14 protein-coding genes and 2 pseudogenes are annotated in these 19,933 nt (G+C 70.1%); 10 read left to right on the top strand and 6 right to left on the bottom strand.

What is annotated here, in order from left to right; translation table 11 throughout:
• On the top strand, positions 1-5,501 hold a 5,501-nt coding region (locus ACFYTE_RS41335), incomplete at its 5' end, for an amino acid adenylation domain-containing protein (protein WP_388722308.1).
• Positions 5,502-5,515: 14 nt separating this feature from the next.
• The gene (locus tag ACFYTE_RS41330; RefSeq protein ID WP_388722306.1) at positions 5,516-6,427 is read left to right on the top strand and encodes a pyridoxal-phosphate dependent enzyme; all 912 of its coding nucleotides are present in this window, start codon (positions 5,516-5,518) and stop codon (positions 6,425-6,427) included.
• 167 nt (positions 6,428-6,594) lie between these two features.
• Here the strand turns inward: ACFYTE_RS41330 and ACFYTE_RS41325 are convergent, their stop codons facing one another.
• The gene (locus ACFYTE_RS41325) at positions 6,595-7,173 is read right to left on the bottom strand and encodes a dihydrofolate reductase family protein (protein ID WP_388722304.1); all 579 of its coding nucleotides are present in this window, start codon (positions 7,171-7,173) and stop codon (positions 6,595-6,597) included.
• Positions 7,174-7,716: 543 nt separating this feature from the next.
• On the opposite strand from ACFYTE_RS41325, the gene ACFYTE_RS41320 reads away from it, so the two are divergent.
• Positions 7,717-7,875 carry a hypothetical protein gene (locus ACFYTE_RS41320; RefSeq protein ID WP_388722302.1) on the top strand — a complete coding sequence of 53 codons (159 nt, stop codon included), beginning with the start codon at positions 7,717-7,719 and terminating at the stop codon, positions 7,873-7,875.
• A gap of 320 nt (positions 7,876-8,195) precedes the next feature.
• Here the strand turns inward: ACFYTE_RS41320 and ACFYTE_RS41315 are convergent, their stop codons facing one another.
• From ACFYTE_RS41315 to ACFYTE_RS41305, 3 genes are all read right to left on the bottom strand, one after another.
• A complete protein-coding gene (locus ACFYTE_RS41315) occupies positions 8,196-10,040 on the bottom strand; it encodes an SDR family NAD(P)-dependent oxidoreductase (RefSeq protein ID WP_388722300.1) in 1,845 nt (614 codons plus the stop codon).
• Between the two features lie 237 nt (positions 10,041-10,277).
• Entirely contained in the window at positions 10,278-11,795 is a 1,518-nt protein-coding gene (locus ACFYTE_RS41310; RefSeq protein WP_388722298.1) for an alpha/beta hydrolase, read from the bottom strand.
• Positions 11,796-11,967: 172 nt separating this feature from the next.
• Entirely contained in the window at positions 11,968-12,726 is a 759-nt protein-coding gene (locus tag ACFYTE_RS41305; RefSeq protein WP_388722296.1) for a MerR family transcriptional regulator, read from the bottom strand.
• Between the two features lie 255 nt (positions 12,727-12,981).
• On the opposite strand from ACFYTE_RS41305, the gene ACFYTE_RS41300 reads away from it, so the two are divergent.
• From ACFYTE_RS41300 to ACFYTE_RS41275, 6 genes and pseudogenes are all read left to right on the top strand, one after another.
• Complete coding sequence (locus tag ACFYTE_RS41300; RefSeq protein WP_388722294.1) at positions 12,982-13,242, top strand: hypothetical protein; 261 nt, start codon at positions 12,982-12,984, stop codon at positions 13,240-13,242.
• Between the two features lie 84 nt (positions 13,243-13,326).
• Positions 13,327-13,902, top strand: coding sequence for a hypothetical protein (locus ACFYTE_RS41295; RefSeq protein ID WP_388722292.1), 576 nt, complete (start codon positions 13,327-13,329; stop codon positions 13,900-13,902).
• Between the two features lie 475 nt (positions 13,903-14,377).
• The gene (locus ACFYTE_RS41290; RefSeq protein ID WP_388722290.1) at positions 14,378-15,208 is read left to right on the top strand and encodes a MerR family transcriptional regulator; all 831 of its coding nucleotides are present in this window, start codon (positions 14,378-14,380) and stop codon (positions 15,206-15,208) included.
• A gap of 699 nt (positions 15,209-15,907) precedes the next feature.
• A pseudogene (locus tag ACFYTE_RS41285) lies at positions 15,908-16,051 on the top strand (hypothetical protein); the annotation flags it as partial.
• A gap of 1 nt (position 16,052) precedes the next feature.
• A pseudogene (locus tag ACFYTE_RS41280) lies at positions 16,053-16,337 on the top strand (cupin domain-containing protein); the annotation flags it as partial.
• A 127-nt stretch (positions 16,338-16,464) separates the two neighbouring features.
• Complete coding sequence (locus tag ACFYTE_RS41275; RefSeq protein ID WP_388722288.1) at positions 16,465-16,770, top strand: helix-turn-helix transcriptional regulator; 306 nt, start codon at positions 16,465-16,467, stop codon at positions 16,768-16,770.
• Positions 16,771-17,149: 379 nt separating this feature from the next.
• Here the strand turns inward: ACFYTE_RS41275 and ACFYTE_RS41270 are convergent, their stop codons facing one another.
• Positions 17,150-17,812 (bottom strand): TetR/AcrR family transcriptional regulator, encoded by a 663-nt coding sequence (locus tag ACFYTE_RS41270; protein ID WP_388722286.1) that lies wholly within the window; start codon positions 17,810-17,812, stop codon positions 17,150-17,152.
• Between the two features lie 63 nt (positions 17,813-17,875).
• Here ACFYTE_RS41270 and ACFYTE_RS41265 point away from each other — a divergent pair, with 63 nt between their 5' ends.
• Complete coding sequence (locus ACFYTE_RS41265; protein WP_388722284.1) at positions 17,876-19,387, top strand: monooxygenase; 1,512 nt, start codon at positions 17,876-17,878, stop codon at positions 19,385-19,387.
• A 298-nt stretch (positions 19,388-19,685) separates the two neighbouring features.
• On the opposite strand, the gene ACFYTE_RS41260 is transcribed toward ACFYTE_RS41265, so the two are convergent.
• Positions 19,686-19,933: hypothetical protein (locus ACFYTE_RS41260; protein ID WP_388722282.1), on the bottom strand; the 248-nt coding region annotated here is incomplete at its 5' end.

Raw genomic sequence — 19,933 nt, 5'->3', positions numbered from 1 at the left:
CTCCCCAGGGCAAGATCGACAAGACGGCACTCGCCGCGGGAGCGTCCCCGGACCACGTCACGGACATCGCGCTCACGGCGGGCGAACGGAAGGCGGCCGACCTGTTCGAGGACGTCCTCGACGTCACCGTCACCGGCCCGGCCGACGACTTCCTCGCCCTCGGCGGCGACTCCCTGGACGCCGTACGCCTCATCGCGGCCCTGCGGCTGCGCCACGGCGCGGAGCTGACGCTCACCAGGTGGTACGCGGATCCGACCGTCGCCGCGCTCGCCGGGGTGATCGGGGCCGCGACGGGCGTGGCGGAGGACGCCGCCGTCGCGACGCTGGCCGAGCAGGTCCCGCACCCGCTGAGCCCGATGCAGCGGGACTACTGGATCGCCGAGCAGTTGTGCGCCGGCCTGCCGGTGTACACGCTCGGCATCCGTTATCGCTGGGCCGAACCGGTCGACGTCGCCGCACTGACCGCGGCGCTGGATCAACTGGCCCGGCGCCACCCGCTGTTGCGAGCACGCTTCCCCGACGACGGCACCGAACCGAGCATGGTCATCGATCCCCCGGCAGGTCTGCCCCTGACGCTGGGCGAGGCGCACCGCGGCGGCGTCGACTTCCGGCACGGCCCGGTCGCCCGTGCCTTCCTGGACGGCGACGAACTTGTCCTGGTCGTGCACCACCTCGCGTTCGACGGCTGGTCGGCAGGGGTGTTCGGGCAGGAACTCGCGGTGCTGTACCGGGCCGCGCGCGACGGAGCCGACCTCGGTGCCGTACCCGGTCTGGCGCCGGCCGCCCCCGTGCCCGATCTCGCCGCCCGCAGCGCCAGGGCGAGGGCCGACGCGGCGCTCGTCTCGTACTGGCGGACACGGTTCGACGGCGCGAGCCTCGACCTGGAACTGCCCACCGACCGGCCGCGCCCGGCCACCCCGTCCTACGCCGCCGGGCGGGTCGTCCGACCGCTTGATCCCGCCCTGCTGGACCGGCTGTCGTCCTACGCGGGCGAGCGGCGGGCGAGCCTGTTCATGGTGGTCCTCGCCGGGCTCCAGGCGGTACTGCGGCGGTACACGGGGCGTACCGACGTCACCGTCCTGGCCCCGGTGGCCGGGCGGTCCGCTGGTGAGCCGGCCGCGCTGGTGGGACCGGCGCTGAACGTCCTGCCGCTGCGCGGCGACGTGACGGGTGAGCCGTCCTTCGACGAACTCGTCGCGCGGGTGCGGGATGCCGTCCTCGGCGACCTCGACCACCAACGGCTGGCGCTGCCCGACCTCGTGGACGCGCTTGCCCGGCCCGGTGCCGCCAAGCGCCTGAGCCCGGTGATGCTGACGGTGCACAACACCCCGGGGACCGACGACCCGATCCTGCGCTACGCGGGCGAGCTGCCACCGGCCGCCACGATGGTCGACCTGGCGCTCGGCCTCGACTTCCCCGCCGACGGCGCGGTCCTCAACGCCGACTACGCCGCCGAACTCCTCGACCCGGCACGCGTCGAGGCGTTCCTCGACCACCTGCTGACCCTGCTCGACGCGGCGATCGGCGACACGGACACGCCGGTCACCCGGCTGCCGATGCTCACCGACGACGAACACCGGCGCATCCTGCACGACTGGAACGACGCCGTCGCCCCGGTGCCCGACGCCACCGCCGTGCACCAGCTCTTCGAGGGCCACGCGGCCGCGACACCCGACGCACCCGCGCTCACGGTGGGCGGCGACACCCTGAGCTACGCGGAGCTGAACCGCTGGGCCAACCGGCTCGCCCGCAAGCTGCGCCTGGAGGGAGTCGGACCCGGTCGTCGGGTGGCGATCGTCCTGGACCGCGGCGTCGGCCTCTTCACCGCGATGTGGGCCGTGCTCAAGGCGGGCGGCGCCTACGTGCCGCTGGACCCGGCCTATCCGCGCGACCGCCGGGAGTACATGCTGGCCGACAGCGGGCCGACGGTGGTGGTCGACGCGGAGTACCTCGCGGGGGGCCTCCCCGACGACGACAGCGATCTGCCCCTGCTCTCCTCGGCCGACGATCCGGCGTACGTCATCTACACGTCGGGCTCGACCGGCCGGCCCAAGGGCGTCGTCGTCACGCACCGCAACCTCGTCCACGCGGCCGGCATGTGGCAGCAGGCCTACCGGCTGCGGCCCGAATGGACCTATCTGCAGGCGGCCAGTTTCTCGTTCGACATGTCCGTGGGCGAGACCATGCGGGCGCACCTCAGCGGTGGCCGTCTGGTGGTCGCCCCGCGCGAAACCCTGCTCGATCCGGCCGGCCTGCACGCGCTGATGGCGACCGAACGCGTCAACTGCACCGAACTCGTGCCCGCGGTGCTGCGTGCGCTCCTCGACCACACCGAACGCTCCGGGCAGGACCTGGGGTTCGTCGACCTGCTGATCGGCGGCGGCGAGAAGTGGGACGCCAAGGAGTACGAACGGGCGCGGCACCTGGTCGGCCCGGACGGCCGCGTGGTCAATTCGTACGGGGTCACCGAGGTCACCGTCGACAACGTCTACTTCGAGGGTCCGGTCGGGCACCTGGCCGACGACGCGCCGTTGCCGATCGGGCGTCCCTTCCCGAACAACCGGGTCTACGTGCTGGACGCGCAGCGCCGGCCGGTGCCCGCGGGGGTGGTGGGCGAGCTGTACCTGGGCGGGACCGGCGTGGCCGCCGGTTACCACGGCCGGCCCGAGCTGACGGCCGAACGTTTCGTGCGCGACCCGTTCGTCGCCGAACCCGGCGCCCGGATGTACCGCACCGGTGACTCCGCACGGTTCCGCGCGGACGGGGTGGTCGAATTCCTGGGCCGGATCGACGACCAGGTCAAGATCAACGGATACCGGATCGAGCTGGGCGAGGTGGAGGCCGCGCTCGGCGCGCTGCCCGGCGTCGCGGCGTGCGCGGTGGCCCCGCACCGGCCGAGCGGCGGCATCACGCAGCTCGTGGGTTACGTGGTGACCGAGGACGGGGCCGACGCCGACGAGGCCGCCTTCCGGGAGGCGCTCGCGGTGGCGATGCCGGCGCACATGGTCCCCGCCCGCGTCCTCACACTGCCCGCCCTTCCCCTGACGCCGAACGGGAAGCTGGACCGGCGCGGTCTGCCCGCCCCCACCGGGGCGGCGCCGAGGTCTGCCGGGGCCGCGGCGCGAACCGACACCGAAAAGCGCATCGCGGCGATCTGGTCGGAGGTCCTCGGGACCACCGACCCCGGCATCGACGACAGCTTTTTCGCCCTCGGCGGGGACTCGTTCTCCGCCCTCAAGGTCGTGCGCCGCATCGACCCGGCCCTCGGACTGGTCGAGTTCTACCAGCACGCCACCGTCCGCCGACTGGCCGCGCACCTCGACACGCGCCCGGACACCGCGCCCGCCGGTCAGCGGCTGCTGCACCGGCTGACCGCCGCGGACGCCGACCCCGCCACCGGTGGACACACCGTGGTGGCGGTGCCCTACTCCGGCGGGAGCGCCGTCGCCTACCAGCCCCTCGCCGACGCCCTGCCCGCGAACTGGGCGCTGCGCGCCGTGGAGCTGCCGGGCCACGACCGTTCCCGGCCCGACGAGCGACTGGAGCCGATCGACGTCGTCTCCGACCGCATCGTCGCCGAACTGTCGTCGATCGAGGGCCCGGTCGTCCTGTACGGCCACTGCCTGGGCGTGGCGCTCACCGTGGAGGTGGCGCGCCGCGCCGAGGCCGCCGGTGTGCCCCTGGCCGGGGTCGCGCTCGGCGCCGGGTTCCCGACGGCACGGCTGCCCGGCCGGTTCTTCGACTGGATCTACCGGCACCTGCCCGTGGACCGTTTCACCTCCGACCGCGAATACCTCGCCTATCTCCGGGCGCGCGGCGGCTTCACCGATCTGGACGACGACGAGCAGAAGGCCTTTGTGCTCCGCAACGTCCGGCACGACGCCCGGGACGCCGAGGAGTACTTCACCGCCGCCTACCGGGAGACGTTCCGGCGGCTGAGAGCCCCGGTCCTCGCGGTCGTCGGTGCCCGGGACCGGGTCACCGAGCACTACCAGGAACGCCACGCGGAATGGCGGCACTTCACCGACGGCGGCGTCGGCCTCGCCGCACTGCCCAGGGCGGGACACTTCTTCCTCAAGAGCCACGCGGAGCCGCTCGCGGGTGCCCTGGCCGGCTTCGTCTCCGACGACCGGCGGCCGTCCACCAGGGCGGACAGTCCCGACACGAAGCGGGCCCCGCGCGCGGACGCGACGCCCGATCTGCGCAAGTTCGCGCTGGTCGCGTTCGGCCAGGTCCTGTCGATGATCGGCAGCGGCCTGAGCACACTCGTGCTGAGCATCTGGGTGTTCCAGCAGACCGGCTCGATCACCTCCTTCGCCGTGGTGAACGCCATCGGTCTACTGCCCGGCATCGTCGCCGGACCGGTCGCCGGCGCCGTCGCCGACCGGTGGGACCGGCGCAAGGTGATGCTGGCGAGCGACAGCTCGGCGGGGCTCGCGATGGCGGCGCTCGCCCTGCTGATGCTCGGCGACGGACTGCATCTGTGGCACGTGTATCTCGCCGTGACAGTGACGTCGGTGGCCGGGGCGTTCCAGCGGCCGGCCTACCTGGCGGCGGTCGCACAGCTGGTGCCCAAGCGCTATCTCGGTCACGCGGGCGGAATCGGGCAACTCGGCGTGGGCGTCGGGCTGGTGTTCTCCCCGATGCTGGGAGCCGCGCTCATCGAACCGATCGGCATCGGCGGGGTGCTCCTCGTCGATACGGGCACCTTCGCCGTCGGAGCGCTCACGCTGCTCCTCGTCCGCTTCCCCAACCTCATGTTCCGCCGCCGCGAGGAGAGCTTCGGGGCGGAGATCCGCAACGGCTGGCGCTACATCGCCCGCCGGCCCGGCCTGCGCGCCGCGCTCCGGTTCTTCGTCATCGACCACGCCTTCTACACGCTGGGCTTCGCCGTGATCACCCCGATGCTCCTCGTGGAGCAGCCCGCCTCGGTGCTCGGGGTGGCGCTGGGGGCCGGCGGCGTCGGCGGACTCACCGGCAGTGTCGTGATGGGGCTGTGGGGCGGGACGGCCCGGCGCAGCCACGGGATGCTCGTCTCGATGGGCATCGGCAGTCTCGCGATGGTCCTGGTCGGCATCTCCACCGCGCCGGCCCTGATCGTCACCGGGATGTTCCTGGTCGGCTTCGGCGAGTCCCTCGCGGAGGGCCACTGGATCGCCATCGTGCAGGGCAAGGTCGGGCTCGAACTGCAGGGCCGGGTCCTGTCCCTGTTCATCACCCTGATGATGCTGACGATGCCGCTGGGCTACCTGGTCGTCGGCCCGCTGGCCGAGCGGTACGTCCAGCCGCTGCTCGCGTCCGAGGGCCCGGGACGCGGCCTCGCCGTACTGATCGTCCTCAGTGGGCTGCTGCAGCTCGCGTGGGCCGTCCGCGGCTGGTTCAACGACCGGCTCCGGCTGATCGAGGACGAACTGCCCGACGCCGTACCCCCCGCCGAGATCGGTACCCGCGACGACCTCCAGCGGCAGGCCGACGAACTGCTCGGTGCTCACACCCGGTGAAAGGAACCCCTCCCGTGCTGCCCCCGACCACTGTCACGCCCGTCGATCCGATACCGAGCCCCTTGATCAGCGCGGACGGCCTCCTGCCGGGGACGCGCGTGCTGCTCAAGGACGAGACACGCCACGCCTCCGGCAGCCACAAGGAACCCGCGGCCCGCGCGGTCGTCGCCCGCGCCCTCGCGGAGGGCCACGACCGGATCGTCGTGGGATCGTGCGGAAGCTACGGGCGGGCCATGGCGACAGCGTGCGCGGCGGCGGGCACGCGCTGCACGGTCGTACTGCCCGCGGACTGGGGCGACGGCGGGGCCTTCGCAGCGGCGGCGGGGGCGGACATACGTTTCGTCGCCGGGGACTACGAGGACGCGGTCGAGGAGTCCCACCGCCTGGCCGCCGCGGAGGGCGCCGCTGACGGCAACGTCGACGGACCCTACCAGGACGCGATCGCCGAGGGGCACGGTGCGGTCGTGGACGCCCTGTACGAGCAACTGGGCGGGGCACCGGTCTCCCTGTGGATTCCGCTCGGCAACGGCACGACCGTCGCCGCCGCCCACCGCCGGCTGCTCGCGCTGGACTGGCCGGTTGCGCTCCACGGCGTCGGCTCCCGCGGCAACAACCCCGTCGTGGTGAGCTGGCCTGGACCGTACCGCATGCTCTCGGCCGCCGAAGTCGTGACAACGGACCACAACGAGCCCCTGGTCAACCGGCACGCCCTGCACGGGCCCGACGCGATGACGGCGATCGCCGCCTCAGGCGGCACAGTGCACGCCGTGGACGACGACGAACTGCTCGCGGCGCAAGCCTTGCTGGGCCGCTACGGCCTCCGGCCCACCCCGGCCGGCTCAGCCGCGCTCGCCGGACTGCTGGCCCACGCCTGGACCGCCCCCGTCGCCGGTGACCACGTCGTCCTGCTGTCGGGCCGCCACTGACGTCGGCCATGGCAAGCTCCCCATAGGCGGCCGTTTACCGCCCCACTGATGGCAGGGCGTGGTCAAGTTCCTCATGGGTGCGGGTTATAGGTGATGCCCGGGACGGTGAGGCTCGTTGGGGTGCGTCGCGGATGGCGCGTTGTGCATGATGCGGTGCAAGGAGGTGCTCAGCGGTGCAGGGTGGGCTGGTAGATGAGCTCCTGGGTGCGGCGGTCGAACGTCCGGCTCTCGATCAACTCAAGGTCGAAGTCGGCCGCGCCCGCGAAGATCGGGTAGGTCCCGGTCTGACCGCTGACCACCGGGAAGATCGTCACCTGGACGCGATCGACCAGCCCGGCGGCCATCAGCGCCCGGTTCATCGACAGGCTGCCGTGCGAGCGCAACGGCACCGCGGACTCCTCCTTGAGCCGGGCGACGACGTCGACGGCATCGCCGGCTGCGACGGTCGCGTCCGGCCATGCGCCGGGTCCTGCAAGTGTCGTCGACACCACTGTTGTCGGCATGCTGCGCATCCGGGAGTTCACCGGGTCGAGGTCGGCCACCGGGATCGGGCCCAGCAACTTTGTGAACAGCCGGAAGGTGTTGGCCCCCAACACCATCCGCTGCTCTTCGCTGATCACGGCAAGGCGGTTGTCAAGGAACTCAGGTCCCTGTTTGCCCCAGTAGCCGCCCCAGTCGCCGTCGGGGCCGTAGGAGCCGTAGCCGTCGAGGGTGGCGAAGACGTCCCAGGTGTAGACAGCAGTCACGATGCTCTCCTAGCGTGCGGTTGATGGCGCGTTGTGAATACAGACGAGGCACCATGACGAAACTCATCGCACTCGGGCACCTGGAATCGGGTCCGCTTCGATGCGGGGCGCGCCTCAGTTCCCGGGTCGTGCGGACCTAGACGCCGCCGTCGACGCCTACCCGGCATACCGTCGCCGCGCGGCGACCACCATCGACGAGTCGGACGCGAAACGGCAGCGCCGCATCATCGCCGTCGACGGCAAGACTCTCAAAGGCTCGGCCCGGCTCGACCAGCGGCGGCGCCACCTGCTCTCAGCGCTCACGCACGGCCTCCCGGTTGCCCTCGCCCAGGCCGAGCTCGGATCGAAGACGAACGAGACAGCGCATTTCGCCGCGGAGGGCGGGGTGCCGGCCCATGGTGAGCCGCACTTCGCCAATCAGGTCATGGGTGTCTGTGGGCTGAGGCTGGTCGACTGGGAGTCGCTGGCTCTCGCGCCGCGTGAGCGGGACTGTGCCGGTCTGCTCGGCACGGCTGCCGGCGCCGGTCTGAACCCCGACCGGCGATGGTCGAGTTGTTCGCGCTCGACTGGCGGCTTTCCGAGATCGCTGAATATGCGCGCTGGTTCGCCGCGCCGCACACGGGCACCGACGATGAGCGCACCGCATTGGCGGGGTTGTACGAGGAGTTGTCAGATATCTCCGGATGCTCGTCGGCGGAGTAGCGGGGCGGCCTGTGCCGGGGTGCGGATGTGCTCGACATCTACGACGCGGCCGGCGTGGAGGCCGTGTTCGTCTACACCTTCGCCCGCTGGGACCTGGCGACCACAGACCTGCATGACCCTGAGCGGGACGCGGCCAGCTTCGGTGTGGTCAGGGTCCTGCCGCCCGGCGCGGCCGAAGGAACGTATGCGGAACTGGAGTGGGAGCCCAAGGCCGCCTTTCACCGCGTTCGGCCGTCGACAGGAGGGGCGGCTGCTCGCCGGTGGCGTGGGACTCCTTCAGACCCACCTCCCAGAGTGGATACCGGTGATCGGCTGCTGAGTCATCCGGCCACCCGCGCCGCGTCGTTGGGCACGTGGGCCGGGACGGTTCCCATGGTGGCCATGGTGACGCCGGTGACCTCAAGGAGGAGGGTGCCGTCCGGCGCGCAGGCTCGGGCGTCCTTGATCCCTGAGGTGCTCAGGTGGATGCCGTTTCCGTAGTGCTGGGTGAGTTCGAGGTCGTTGGCGCCGGGGGCATACAGGTCGATGTGGTCCAGCGCACGCGGTACGTACACCGACTGTTTGTCGTCCGATGTGGGCGTCAGTGCCACGCTGCGCAGCGCGGCGCACAGCATGAGGAAGGGGATGCGCCTGGCGGCGAGCATGCCCGTTCCGGTCAGGGAGGGAGCCCAGGTCGACCATGCCTGTGCCCCGTCCGATGCGTGACTTTCGGCGGTGTTGAAGAAGATGCCGCGCAGCCATACGGGCGAGTCCGCGTGATAGTACGGGTCCGGTACGGGTCGGCCTGTCCCGATGCGCGGATCGGGTACGGTCCTGCCGGAACGGCCGGTGGGCCCCAGGAGTACGCGGGTGCGGAAGTGGCGGCGCCGCGGGGAGACCACACGGCTGTCGAGGACAGGCCCGTCGGATTCGATGGTCACGTCGACGGCGAGGGTGCCGTGCTGGGGCCGGTGGCCGGAGGCCGGGACCGCGGTGACGGTCAGTGCGAGGGGTCGGCGTCCCGCGAACGGCTTGATGAACGCCTCGAACCGAGCTGTGCGAAAGCCGTGGGTGACCAGATGGGGAAAGACCCGTTCGGCTGCTTCCGCGGCGATCTCCAGCATCAGGGTGCCGGGGACGGTTGCTTTTCCGTCGACGAGATGGTCCTCCAGGTAGACGTCGCGTACGGGATCAAGGCGCAGTTGCCAGCTGTGAGCGTCCTGCGCTCGGTCGGCGGAGCGGCGCAGGTATCCGTCTGCGTTCGGCTTGCGGACATACCCGGGACGGCCGACGGCGAACGCACCGCGCTCCCGGTGGCCCAGATAGGTACCCACACTGCCCGCTGCTGCTGCGGCCAGTTCGGTGAGGAAGATCTGGGTGCCCTCTTCGTCGGTTATGGGGGTGAGAAACCCCTGGGACTCCAGATGGCCGCGGTTGACTTCGGAGGAGCCGAATCCTGATTCGGCCCACAGCGGGAAGGCGATGGTCAGTTCGTGGGTGCCTCGGGCCGCCGAGCGGCGGGAGGCGGCGGCGAGGAAGTCGTTGGCGCCGGCATAGGCGATGTCACCGGCGATGCCGTAAGTGCCCGCCGCCGAGCCGATGTTGCACCAAAGCGTCGGCCGGTGCCCGGCGAGAGCCTGTTTGAGGTGGTGGTAGCCGACGAGTTTGGTGTCGCGTACGGCCTGGAAGTCGGCCAGTGAGATGTGCTGGACCAGTGCGGGTTTGAACACGCCCGCAGCATGGATCACCACGTCGATGTCCCCCGACTCTTTGCGTATTGCGGCGACCGCCCGCTCGACGGCTGAAATGTCCCTCAGGTCGCACGCGGCGTAGTGGACGCGGTCGGGGCCGAGAAGGTCGCGCAGTGACCCACAAGCCTTCTGTACCTCATGTGCACGCAGTAGCCGATCCGCCTTGGCGATGACCGAACGCAGTGGCAGATCCTCTCTCTGCCGCAGGTGCCGGATGAGGTCGCCTCTGGTGACAGACCGGACGGACTCCGTCCACACGTCCTGGTAGAGATCGAGTTCGGAGACGTCGGTGCGGCCCAGCAACCAGACGTGGGGGCGTGCCGTGCGTGAAACGGCCTTGAGGATGGCAGTGGACAGCCCACCGGTGCCACCGGTGACCAGGACGACCGAGTCGTCGGTGACGGGCAGGGGTGCTGTCGTGGTCTTGAGGGGCATGGGTGTCAGGGTTTCGAGGTGGCGTTCGCCCTGACAGAGCCTGGACGCGGCAGAACTGCCAGATGGCGCACGTATGTTCCCGGATGAAGAGCTGCAGAATCCTTCGCGACTGCTGCCTCAAAGGCGACGGCGTCCGTCGCGCCCTGCTCAGGACCGTCCGCCTGCACAACCTCGCCCTCCTCGGACGACGGAGGAAACACGCAGGTTATCCAGCACGCCGCAGATCATAGCTGTGGTTCAGCCCGACGCCCGGCACTTGACGTCCTTCTCCGGCATCACTCCGTCGACGAGCCAGGCCGTGCCGACGTTCAGCGCGCACGCGTTGCCGCCGTAGACGTAGACACCGTGACCGCTGCCGTCTGCGGTCACCAGCCGTGAGCGATCGGTGAACTTCTTCCGGAACAGCTGTCCACCGCGCAGCGGCGTGACCGGGTCGTGCCGATTCTGCATGATCAGGATGTTCGTCGGCCCGTCATCGTTGATCTTGACCTGCGGCTCGGAAGGCCCGAGCGTCCAGAACGCACACGGCAGAATGTTGGCCGCCGCCGCACCGAACAGCGGATACTTCTCCCGGTCCGCGGCGACGCTGCGCTGATACGCGCGGACATCGGTGGGCCACTCCACGTCGTTGCAGGTCACCGTGAGGAAGACGGACCACGAGTTGGAGTACGAGGCCACCTCGCCGGCTGCCGTCTGTGCGCCGGGGGTTGCTGCCATCAGCCTTTTGACCGCGGTCTCGTCGGCGTCCTTGATCGATTCCCAGAGTTGCGCCGTCCGGCCGTACGTCCGCTCGGCGTAGAGGCCACCGAAGGTGGTCAACCGGAACAGGCGGCCGTCGATGCCGAAGACCGGCTTCTTATCGAGCTGTTCGGCCAGTGTGAAGTACATCTTGCGCACTTCCTGCGGCGTCCGTCCCAGTCCGTACGCGGTGTGCCGTGCCGCGGTCCACTTCGCAAAGTCCGGAAACGTCTCCTCCATGCCCAGCGCGTACCGACGGATACCGGCGCGGTCCAGGGCCGTGTCACCGAGGTTGCTGTCGATGAGAACCCGGTCGGTGGTGTCCGGGAACATCGAGGCGTAGGCGGCGCCCAGCGCCGACCCGTACGAAAGGCCGTAGTAGCTGGCCTTCTCCTCGCCGAGCGCGGCCCGTATCCGGTCCAGGTCCCGCGCCGTGTCGGCGGTCGTGATGTGGGCCATGCGGCCGTCGGCGTCGTTGGCCGCGCACTGCTCGGCGACGCCCTTGGCGATCTCGGCCTGTTTGACCACCGCTGCGTTGTCCACGGCGTACGGCGGGACATTGCCGATGTAGTCCTGGCCGACGGTGAACTTGCAGTCGATCGGCGCCGAATGCCCGAATCCGCGGGTGTCCATGCCGATCAGGTCATAGGTGTCGAGGACCTTTGACGGGATGCCCAGGTCGGCCAGACCGGCCGGCATCGTCAGCGCGGACCCGCCCGGGCCGCCCGGGTTCAGCAGCAGCACACCGCGCCGCTTCCGCGGGTTCTCACTCGCCAGCCGCGACACCATGAGGTCGATCTGCGTCCCGTCCGGGTCGTCGTAGTCCAGCGGCACCGTCACGGTCCCGCACTGCAGGGTCGGCGCCTCGGCCGTGACGTCGTCGGGACAGGCACCCCACTTCACCTGACCCACGTCGTCTCGATCGGCGGCCGCGGGCGGCGCCGGCGCCAACGCCCCGGCGAGGCCGATCGCAACCGTCAGGGCCAGACCCCGGCTTACCCCACGCCATTGATGCATGTCCGTTCCTCCGAATGTGGCCTTGCTGTGCTTCCTGGCGTGGTCCAGGGCAACCTCTGCCCCTGGGGCCAAGTCAAGCCGGACGACCATAGAAATCACATTCGGTGTGGCTGTTCTGTCGGACCATCAGCCTCAGCGCTGCTCGGCGGCGTCTTCGAAGCCGCGCTTGTCATCACGAATCGGCCTGCCCGTCGTCGGCGTCAGAACCTGCCGTGGATCTGAACTCCTGGTTGAGTGTGTGGGCCCGGGCGAGTGCTTTGAGCTGGGCCGGGTTGTAGAGTTCGACGACGGCGGGGAGGATCACGGTCTCGGCGAACTGCTTGCCTCGTGGCGCGGCACCGGCCGGGTCGCTCATCCACGGGAACCGGTCTTGATGGGCGCGGATCGCCGCGGCCAGATGCCCGGCCAGTTCGTCGATCGTCGCGTCGTCCGCGTCCTCGGGGAGGGATTCGAACTCTTCCTCATGGTCATCGCGTTCCGAGATGAGCTGACACAGGTCATCAAGGGCGTCGTCGTTGAACACCTGCGAGTAGACGGTGACCAGAGCATGGTCCCGCTCGCCCAGCTTGTCGGCGACGGGACCGAACGGCGGCGGGGTGTCGAGGGGCGCCCGGTGCTTGAGGATGACGGCCAACTCAGCGCGTATCCGCTGCAGGCGTTCGATGGTGTCCGCCAGTTCGGCGTCCAGGACACGGATGGCCTCGTCGGATTTCTGGTCCGCTCGTCCCATCGCGCCGATCTGCGAGAGGGAAACACCAAGGCTGCGCATCCGCTTGATCTGAAGCAAACGGACGAGATGAGCCGGCTTGTACTGCTTGTAGCCGTTCGAGGCGCGTGCGGGTTCGTCGAGCAGGCCGATCCGGTGATAGTGACGTACCGCTTTGACGGTGGTACCGGCGAGGTCGGCGAGCTGCTGCGTGCTCCACGCCATGACGTTCAGCCTTTCCGATCTCGGTGCTCTGCCCCGGCGAAAGTCCAACCTATGCCCCAGGGGCAGGGTCAACGCGACGCTTTGCGACAGTCCCTTCGCTGACCGCGCAGATCGCGCGGGCGAGCAACCGGAACGGTACGACGGCGATGCGGATGCGGGACCGGTTGGACGGACTGTGGCACGACGAGGTTCGCCGGCCGGCACCCGCGCGACGGCCGTCCCGGTCTCTCGTCGGCCCAGCTGGGCACTGTCTGGGTGCTGCAGTTCCTGCTCGGTCTGTCGGACCGGCAAGCAGGAGAAACGGTCGGCTGCCGCGTCGATTTCACCTGCGTCCTGGCCATGGAGCTGGACGATCCCGGCGTCCACCACCTCGTACCGGCCGACTTCCGCGAGCGCGTCGCCCAGTTCGACCGCGCTGACCGTCTTCTCGACTTCGCTCTCGCGCGTCTGAAAGAGGCCGGACTCGTGCGCGAGCGCACCACGCAGCGCACCGACTCCACGCGGTGCGCGACTTGACCGGCTGGAACCGATCACCGAGTCGGTCCGTGCCACGCTGGAGGAAGCGGCCCGCATGGCCGGGCATCTGCTGGTCGGCGGGGAGTGGGGCGCCGATACGGCCGTCCGGTCCGCCCGGGCAAGAACCCCACCCGACCCAAGACCAGGATCCTCGCCGCCGGCGACGATGCCTGCCGCCTGCTGGAGCATCTCCACCGGCACGGACAGGGCTACCGGCCCGGCCAGCAGGCCGAGGCCCTGCGGCAGATCGTCGTGCAGAACCACTACCGCGACACGGCAGGCCGCCTGCACCGGCGCACCGCCGAGGACGGCGGCCTGCCGCCCTCCTCCTCGGCGATCGTCTCCCCCTACGACACCACGGCGTGCTACGCCCGGCACGGACACGTCATCCGCTGGAAGGGATTCGCCGCACATGTCACTGCGACGTGTGCCTCCGACAGCATCAACGTGATCACGGACGTGGCCACCACGAACGACGCCCAGGCTCTGCCGGATATCCACACCCGCCTGGCGCGTGGCGGGCTGCTGCCCGCCGAGCACCTGGTCGACGGCGGCTACACCTCCCTGGTCACCATGAAGTGGTGCAGTCGGGGCGTGGTCCTGGAACACGCGGGTGTCTGCGGCCCGGCAGTACGCTGCCGCCACACCCCTGGCGAGTGACCGGCGCAGGCCGTCCCGCTTGCGAGGGGTATCGGCCTCCTGCTGCCGCGGAGCGAGCGCCGATGTGGGGAGAGCGGCCACCCCCATCCCCGTGATCGATGCCAACGGACGTGAGCGAAAGCAGCACGGGCCGGGCACCGGCCGGTGCCGTCGCGGGCCGGGCGGGCGACGGTGTCTGCGCGTCCGTCCTGGCCGTCAGCACCACTTGGCATCCCCGTGTCCGCCGGGCAGACAGTCGGCATCAGGTCAGATCTTCAAGAACAAGCTCAGGCGCGGGGCCGGCCGTCGGCGATGAGCGTGACGAGGGTGTCGACAGTTTGGAAAGCACCTGTTTTGAAGTGCTGACAGACAGCTCGGGGGCATGGTGGTGAGTTGAGCTGGCGTCGGTGAGCGGGGTGCCGGCCGTGCTGCCGCCGGGCGCGCCCTTGCCCAAGGGGCTTGCCCCTTCCCCAGGGGCAGAGGGCACAGTGGCCGTGTGGAAGAGGACTTGATTACTATCGGGCAGCTCGCCGCCAGGACCAGGCTCAGCCTCAAGGCCCTGCGGCTCTACGGGAACCGTGGGCTGCTGCCGCCCGCCCGGGTCGATCCGCGGACCGGGATCCGCCGCTACGGTCTCGCCCAGGTTGAACGGGCCCGACGCATCGCGTTGCTGCGTGCCGCCGGTATGCCGCTGGCGCGGATCGCGGAGGTGCTCGATGCGAGCGGTGAGGAGCCGGTACGGGTGCTCCACGCGTACTGGCGAGAACAGGAGTCGATTCACGCAGCGCGCCGGGACGCGGTGGGCTATGCCCGAGAGGTTCTGACCGGAAGGAGCCCGACCATGTACGAGATCGCCGAGCGCGATGTGCCCGAGCAGAAGGTCCTGTTCACCCAGCGCCATGTGACCGCGGCCGACCTGCCCGGCTTCCTCGCGGAGTCGAGCGAGCTGCTTCTTTTTCACCTGCAGCAGGCGGGAGCGTGCCTGTCCGGACCTCTCTTCGCCGTCTACCACGGCCTGGTGAGCGAGGATTCCGACGGCCTGGTCGAGGTCTGCGCTCCGACACAGAACGTGGTCGAACCGACCGGGCGGATCGGGGTACGCATCGAGCCTGCGCACCGTGAGGCATACACCGCCCTGACAAAGAGGCACGACGGCTACCCGGCGATGGCTGCGGCCCACGACGCCGTCGGCGCATGGCTCGTCGAGCAGAAGTACACCCGCAGCGCCTCCAACCGGGAGGTGTACTACCCGAATTGGGCGACCGCCGAGCCGGGCGAGCATGTGGCCGACGTTGCCGTACCGTTCCGCCCGGGCTCTGACGTGTAGGCATCTCCCTCCGCCGGCACGGCGACCGGCGTCGCGCAGGCCCTGTTCGTGACCGGCCACCGGCGCCGAGCCCTCGGTCGACGGCATCGACCGCGAGAGTGGGCGGTGGTGCGCACCGAATGCACGATGCTCACCGGGTGGGGTGCGCACCACCGCACCGGGTGCGCACCCACCTGCACGGCGGTGCGGCCACCGGAGCGCACCGGGTGCGAAGTGCACCGCGTAGGCCGGCACCGGGCGCTCGTGGCGCATCGCTTCGAGGGTATCGGCGGTGTCTGCGTGGTCGAGGTCCGGGATGACGGGCACCGTGAACCGGACGATGCTGCGCGCGATGCCCGGTGCCGCCGTGGCGGGGGAGTCCCCCGTCCAGCCTCTCGGCGCGGACAGCAGCACGCACCGACCTCTTCCAGCGCGAAGGAGTCCGCGCACGGGGTGCCTGAGCTTGTTCTTTAACCTCGTGGACTGCTGCAGAGCAGGTTTGTTGGAGGTCGGTGGGAGGGGCAGGTCCTCGATTGCCACGGAAATCCAGTGGCTTCGAGGAAGCCGCCTTGGTGCCTTCCGCCGGGTGACCGCTGTGTCGAACGATGAGTTGATCGCTGCCGCTCAGGCGGTCCTCAACCCGCACCGGGTGGGTGATGGGCTGTTCGGCGACGTGGGGTCCACGCTGGTCACGGAGGCTGGCAACCTGTATTTCGGGGTGTGGGCGTCGGATCCGGTGATCCGCTCGTCGACGTTCTCAAACTGCTGCGCACGCGAGCGGTTGTGGCGTCACCGGTGCACGCCGCCTCGCCGTGGGCAGTTCGTTCCGATCCCTACCCACACGTGAAGGCGGGCGTCGTCTTCGATGGTGAGTGCTGGATCATGCTGGTCGGGTGCGAGCCGGTGTTCCTGCGTAAAGGGGATTCGAGGTGGCGAGGACAGCGGCGAGGTGCGCATCGGAGCCGAAGTCGACGAGGACACCCACGTGTGCTGCATCGACTTCGTGTTCGAGGAAACCAACGTCGCGGTACTCTTCGACGTGCTGCCGCCCATCGTGCTCGTCAGGAACCACGACCCGCGCGGAGCACTCCTCAGGAACCTCTCCGCGCTCACGTTCGCCGAAGCGGAGTCTGCCGGCGTCGGACGATCCCTCGTCCTGGAACACCTTGCGCAGCTCATCCTCGTTCACATGCTGCGGGCCCACGCCGAGGGAACCGAACGGCCGGCGGCTGGCTCTGGCACTGGTCGAAGACGGCATCGGGGCAGCGCTGCGCGCGATGCACGCGGACGTGGGCCGGCGCTGGACACTCGACGAACTCGCAGCGATAAGCCACATGTCACGGTCGGCGTTCGCCGCCTCGTTCAAGGCCAAGGTCGGCACAGCCCCGCTCACCTACCTGATCGAATGGCGGATGAGTCTGGCCTGCGATGCCCTGCGCAGCGGCACACGGTCCATCTCGGAGCTGGCCGTCGCAACAGGCTACGAGTCCGAGAGCGCCTTCAGTGCGGCATTCCGGCGCGTGGTCGGAATCTCGCCTCGGTACTTCAGAGAAAAGGCGCGTCAACAGGCGCCGACGGGATAGGCCGCCTCGAACCTCTGCCCGAAACGCGTCCGGCGCTTGGGCGAGATGATTGGGGAGCACCAGGAGGCCCTGTTGCCGCAGTCTTTCGCGCCCGCGTCGGTGGAGTTCAACGCGCCGTCTCCGTCGTGTGACTGCCTCGCGCACAGGTTCGGCAACGCGGCGGACGGGCCGAACTCTGTGCGACGTTGCCGCTCGGACCTGCCGTGCCGTGTGCCGCAGGCCCGGTCGGGCCTGCGGTATTCCTAATTACGGGGCGGAGGCCGGCTGGCGCCGTGGGTTTGTGCGTGTCATCGAAGGCCGGGATTGCCTTCCGGGTCGCCTGCGTGCCCGGCGTGGCGTGGTGTGCCGGTCCGGTCCGAGGGGGTGCGTCGGCTGCGGTTCAGTGCCGTGCTTTCAGTCCCTCGATGAGCAGGTCCAGTCCGAACTCGAAGAGCCGGGTGAAGTCGGTGCTGGTGAGTGTGGGGAGGCTGGCCTTGAGGTGCGGGTACGTCCCCGCTGTCACCGCGTCGGCGAGGAGGCCCGGGTCCGCCGGGCCTTGGTCTCGCGGCTGGAGGGCAGCCTGCTCCTCCAGTGTGTGGCCCACGGTGAAGTTGGCCATGGTGTGCAGCGCCCGCGCCGCGTCGTCGTCGGGGAAGCCCGCCGCGCGCATCACGCCCACGACCGTGTCGGCGAAGCCCAGGGTGTTCGCCCCCGTCGCGTGGGTACCGGCGAACACCCGCGCACCGTCGCGGTGGGCGAGCAGGGCCGTACGCATCGCACGGGCGAGGGCGGCCAGTTTTTCGCCCCAGTCTCCGCCGCGTGCCTCGGCGGCGGCGTCCGCGACGCCGTCCATCATGCGCTCGGCCATTGCGGTCAGCAGGTCCTGCTTGGTCGCGAAGTAGCGGTACAGCGCACCGGCCTGCACGTTCATCGCGTCTGCGAGCCGTCTCATGGTCAATGCGTCGAGCCCTGACTGATCCAGGAGGTCAAGGGCTGTCTGCACGGTGCGCGCACGGTCGAGTCGCGGGGGCCGGCCTCGGGTCGGGCTTGACGGGGAACTCATGTGCCTCACTATAGTGAACATCGTTCACGTGAACGATGTTCACGAAATGTGGGGAGGGCTCTGATGGACGTGTTGGATGTGATCGTCGTGGGCGCGGGACCGACCGGGCTGATGCTCGCGTGCGAGCTGGCGCTGGCCGGTGTGCGTACCCGGATTCTGGAGCGGCGCACGGAGCCGCAGCGGAACTCGCGGGCACTCACCCTGCATCCGCGCAGCCTGGAGTTGATGGACCAGCGTGGCTTGGTCGACCGGTTCCTGCCGCTCGGCCGGACCGTGCCCGGCTGGCATTTCGCCCAGCTCCCCACCCATCTGGACTTCTCCGTGCTGGACTCCCGGCACGGCTACACGCTCTTCCTCGCCCAGGCACGCACCGAGGCACTGCTTGCGGAGCGGGCCCGCGAGCTGGGCGTGGAGATCCTGCGCGGTCATGAGGTTGTCGCTGTGGGCCAGGACGGCGACGGCGTGAAGGTGCAGGTGCGGGGTCCCGGGGGCGTCGACAGCGTCCACGCCCGGTACGCGGTCGGGTGCGACGGCGGACGCAGCCGGGTGCGGGAGGCGGCGGGGATCGGCTTCCCGGGCACCGACGAGACGCTCACCGGTGTGCTCGGCGACTTCGCCGTGATCGACACCGATCCGGCGGTCCTCGGTGCGGCCCGGGCCTGTGGCGTCCTGGTCGCGCCGCTGGAGGACGGTCCGACCCGGCTGGTCTGCGTGGATCCGGAGCGGATGCGGGTACCGTCCGGTGAGCCGGTGACCCTGGAGGAGTTCCGTGAGTCCCTGATCCGGATCTGCGGCTCCGACTGCGGTATCGGCGAGCCCCGTTGGCTCTCACGCTTCGGCAACGCCACCCGCCTCGCGGAGAGTTACCGCTGTGGTCGGATCCTGCTTGCGGGCGACGCCGCCCACATCCACTTCCCCGCGGCGGGCCAGGGACTCAACACCGGCCTCCAGGACGCCATGAACCTCGGCTGGAAACTGGCCGCCGTCGTCAACGGCTGGGCACCGCCTGGGCTGCTGGACAGCTACGACGAGGAGCGCAACCCGGTCGGCAGGGCAGTCACCGAGAACACCGAGGTGCAGACGCTGCTCGCGGAGCTGACGCTGGTCCCGCAGTACCAGCGGCCCGCCGCGGCCCTGCGTGAACTCTTCGACGAACTCCTGCGCATGGAAGAGGTCAACCGCAAGCTCGCCGCCCAGGTCTCCGCGCTCGGCACCGCCTACCCGCCGGCGAGCCCCGGGGTCGACCCGCTGGTGGGAGAGCGGATGCCCGACCTAGGGCTCACCACCGCGGCATCTCAGCCGGTGCGGGTCTACGAACTGCTGCACCAGGGCCGGTTCGTCCACCTCGATCTCGCGGCCGACCCGGACCTCAGTGCGGCCGTCACGGGCTGGGGATCACGTGTCATCGCCGTCACCGTCACGAAGCGGGACGACCACGCGGACCTGGAGGGAGTGGCCGAGGTCCTCGTACGTCCCGACGGCCACATCGCCTGGGCCACGCGCACCGCCGATGTCACCGAACGCCGTGACGAGCGGCGCGCGGCGCTGACCGCCTGGGCCGGAACGCCCTCCTGAGCGCCGGAAGGACCCCGGTCACGTCCATACAACCCGTCAATTCCCCGGCCGTGCCCAGGCCGTCCGGGATGATCAGCCAGGTCGTCACCACCGAGGGAGAGCGGCGGGTGCACCTGTTGGGCCAGGTCGCTGGTACGCCGAAGCCCGGACCATCGGGCCAGGGGGCCACGCCACCCGGGCCGCGCAGGTCGTACGCAACATCCAGGCGGCCCTCGCGCGGCGGTCGGCGCCACCCGCAACGACAACGCCAGCGGTATGTCGCCCATCCGGCTCGTGCCGTGCCGCAGGTCATATGACGTCAGGTCGCGGGCGACGGCGGTGGCGTCAGCGCGCAGCTCCTCCGCTTTGTCCGGGCCGCTGGGCTCCCCACGTAGGGGCGGGGCAGATAGCCGCCCGGCGGGTGGCACAGGGCGAGCACGTCCAGGACGACCGCCGTCTCCAGAAGTTCGTCGCGGTACTCCAGCGCCCGCAAGCCCACCGCCGACAGAACCCGGTCCTGGTCATCCTGCTCGGCCACGGCTCCGCCACAGATCTGCGTGGTGGACA

Origin of the sequence: Streptomyces sp. NPDC004629, assembly GCF_042873595.1 — a bacterium.
In the GTDB taxonomy this organism is placed as follows: Bacteria; Actinomycetota; Actinomycetes; order Streptomycetales; family Streptomycetaceae; genus Streptomyces.
This window is presented reverse-complemented; position numbering and strand designations above follow the sequence as displayed.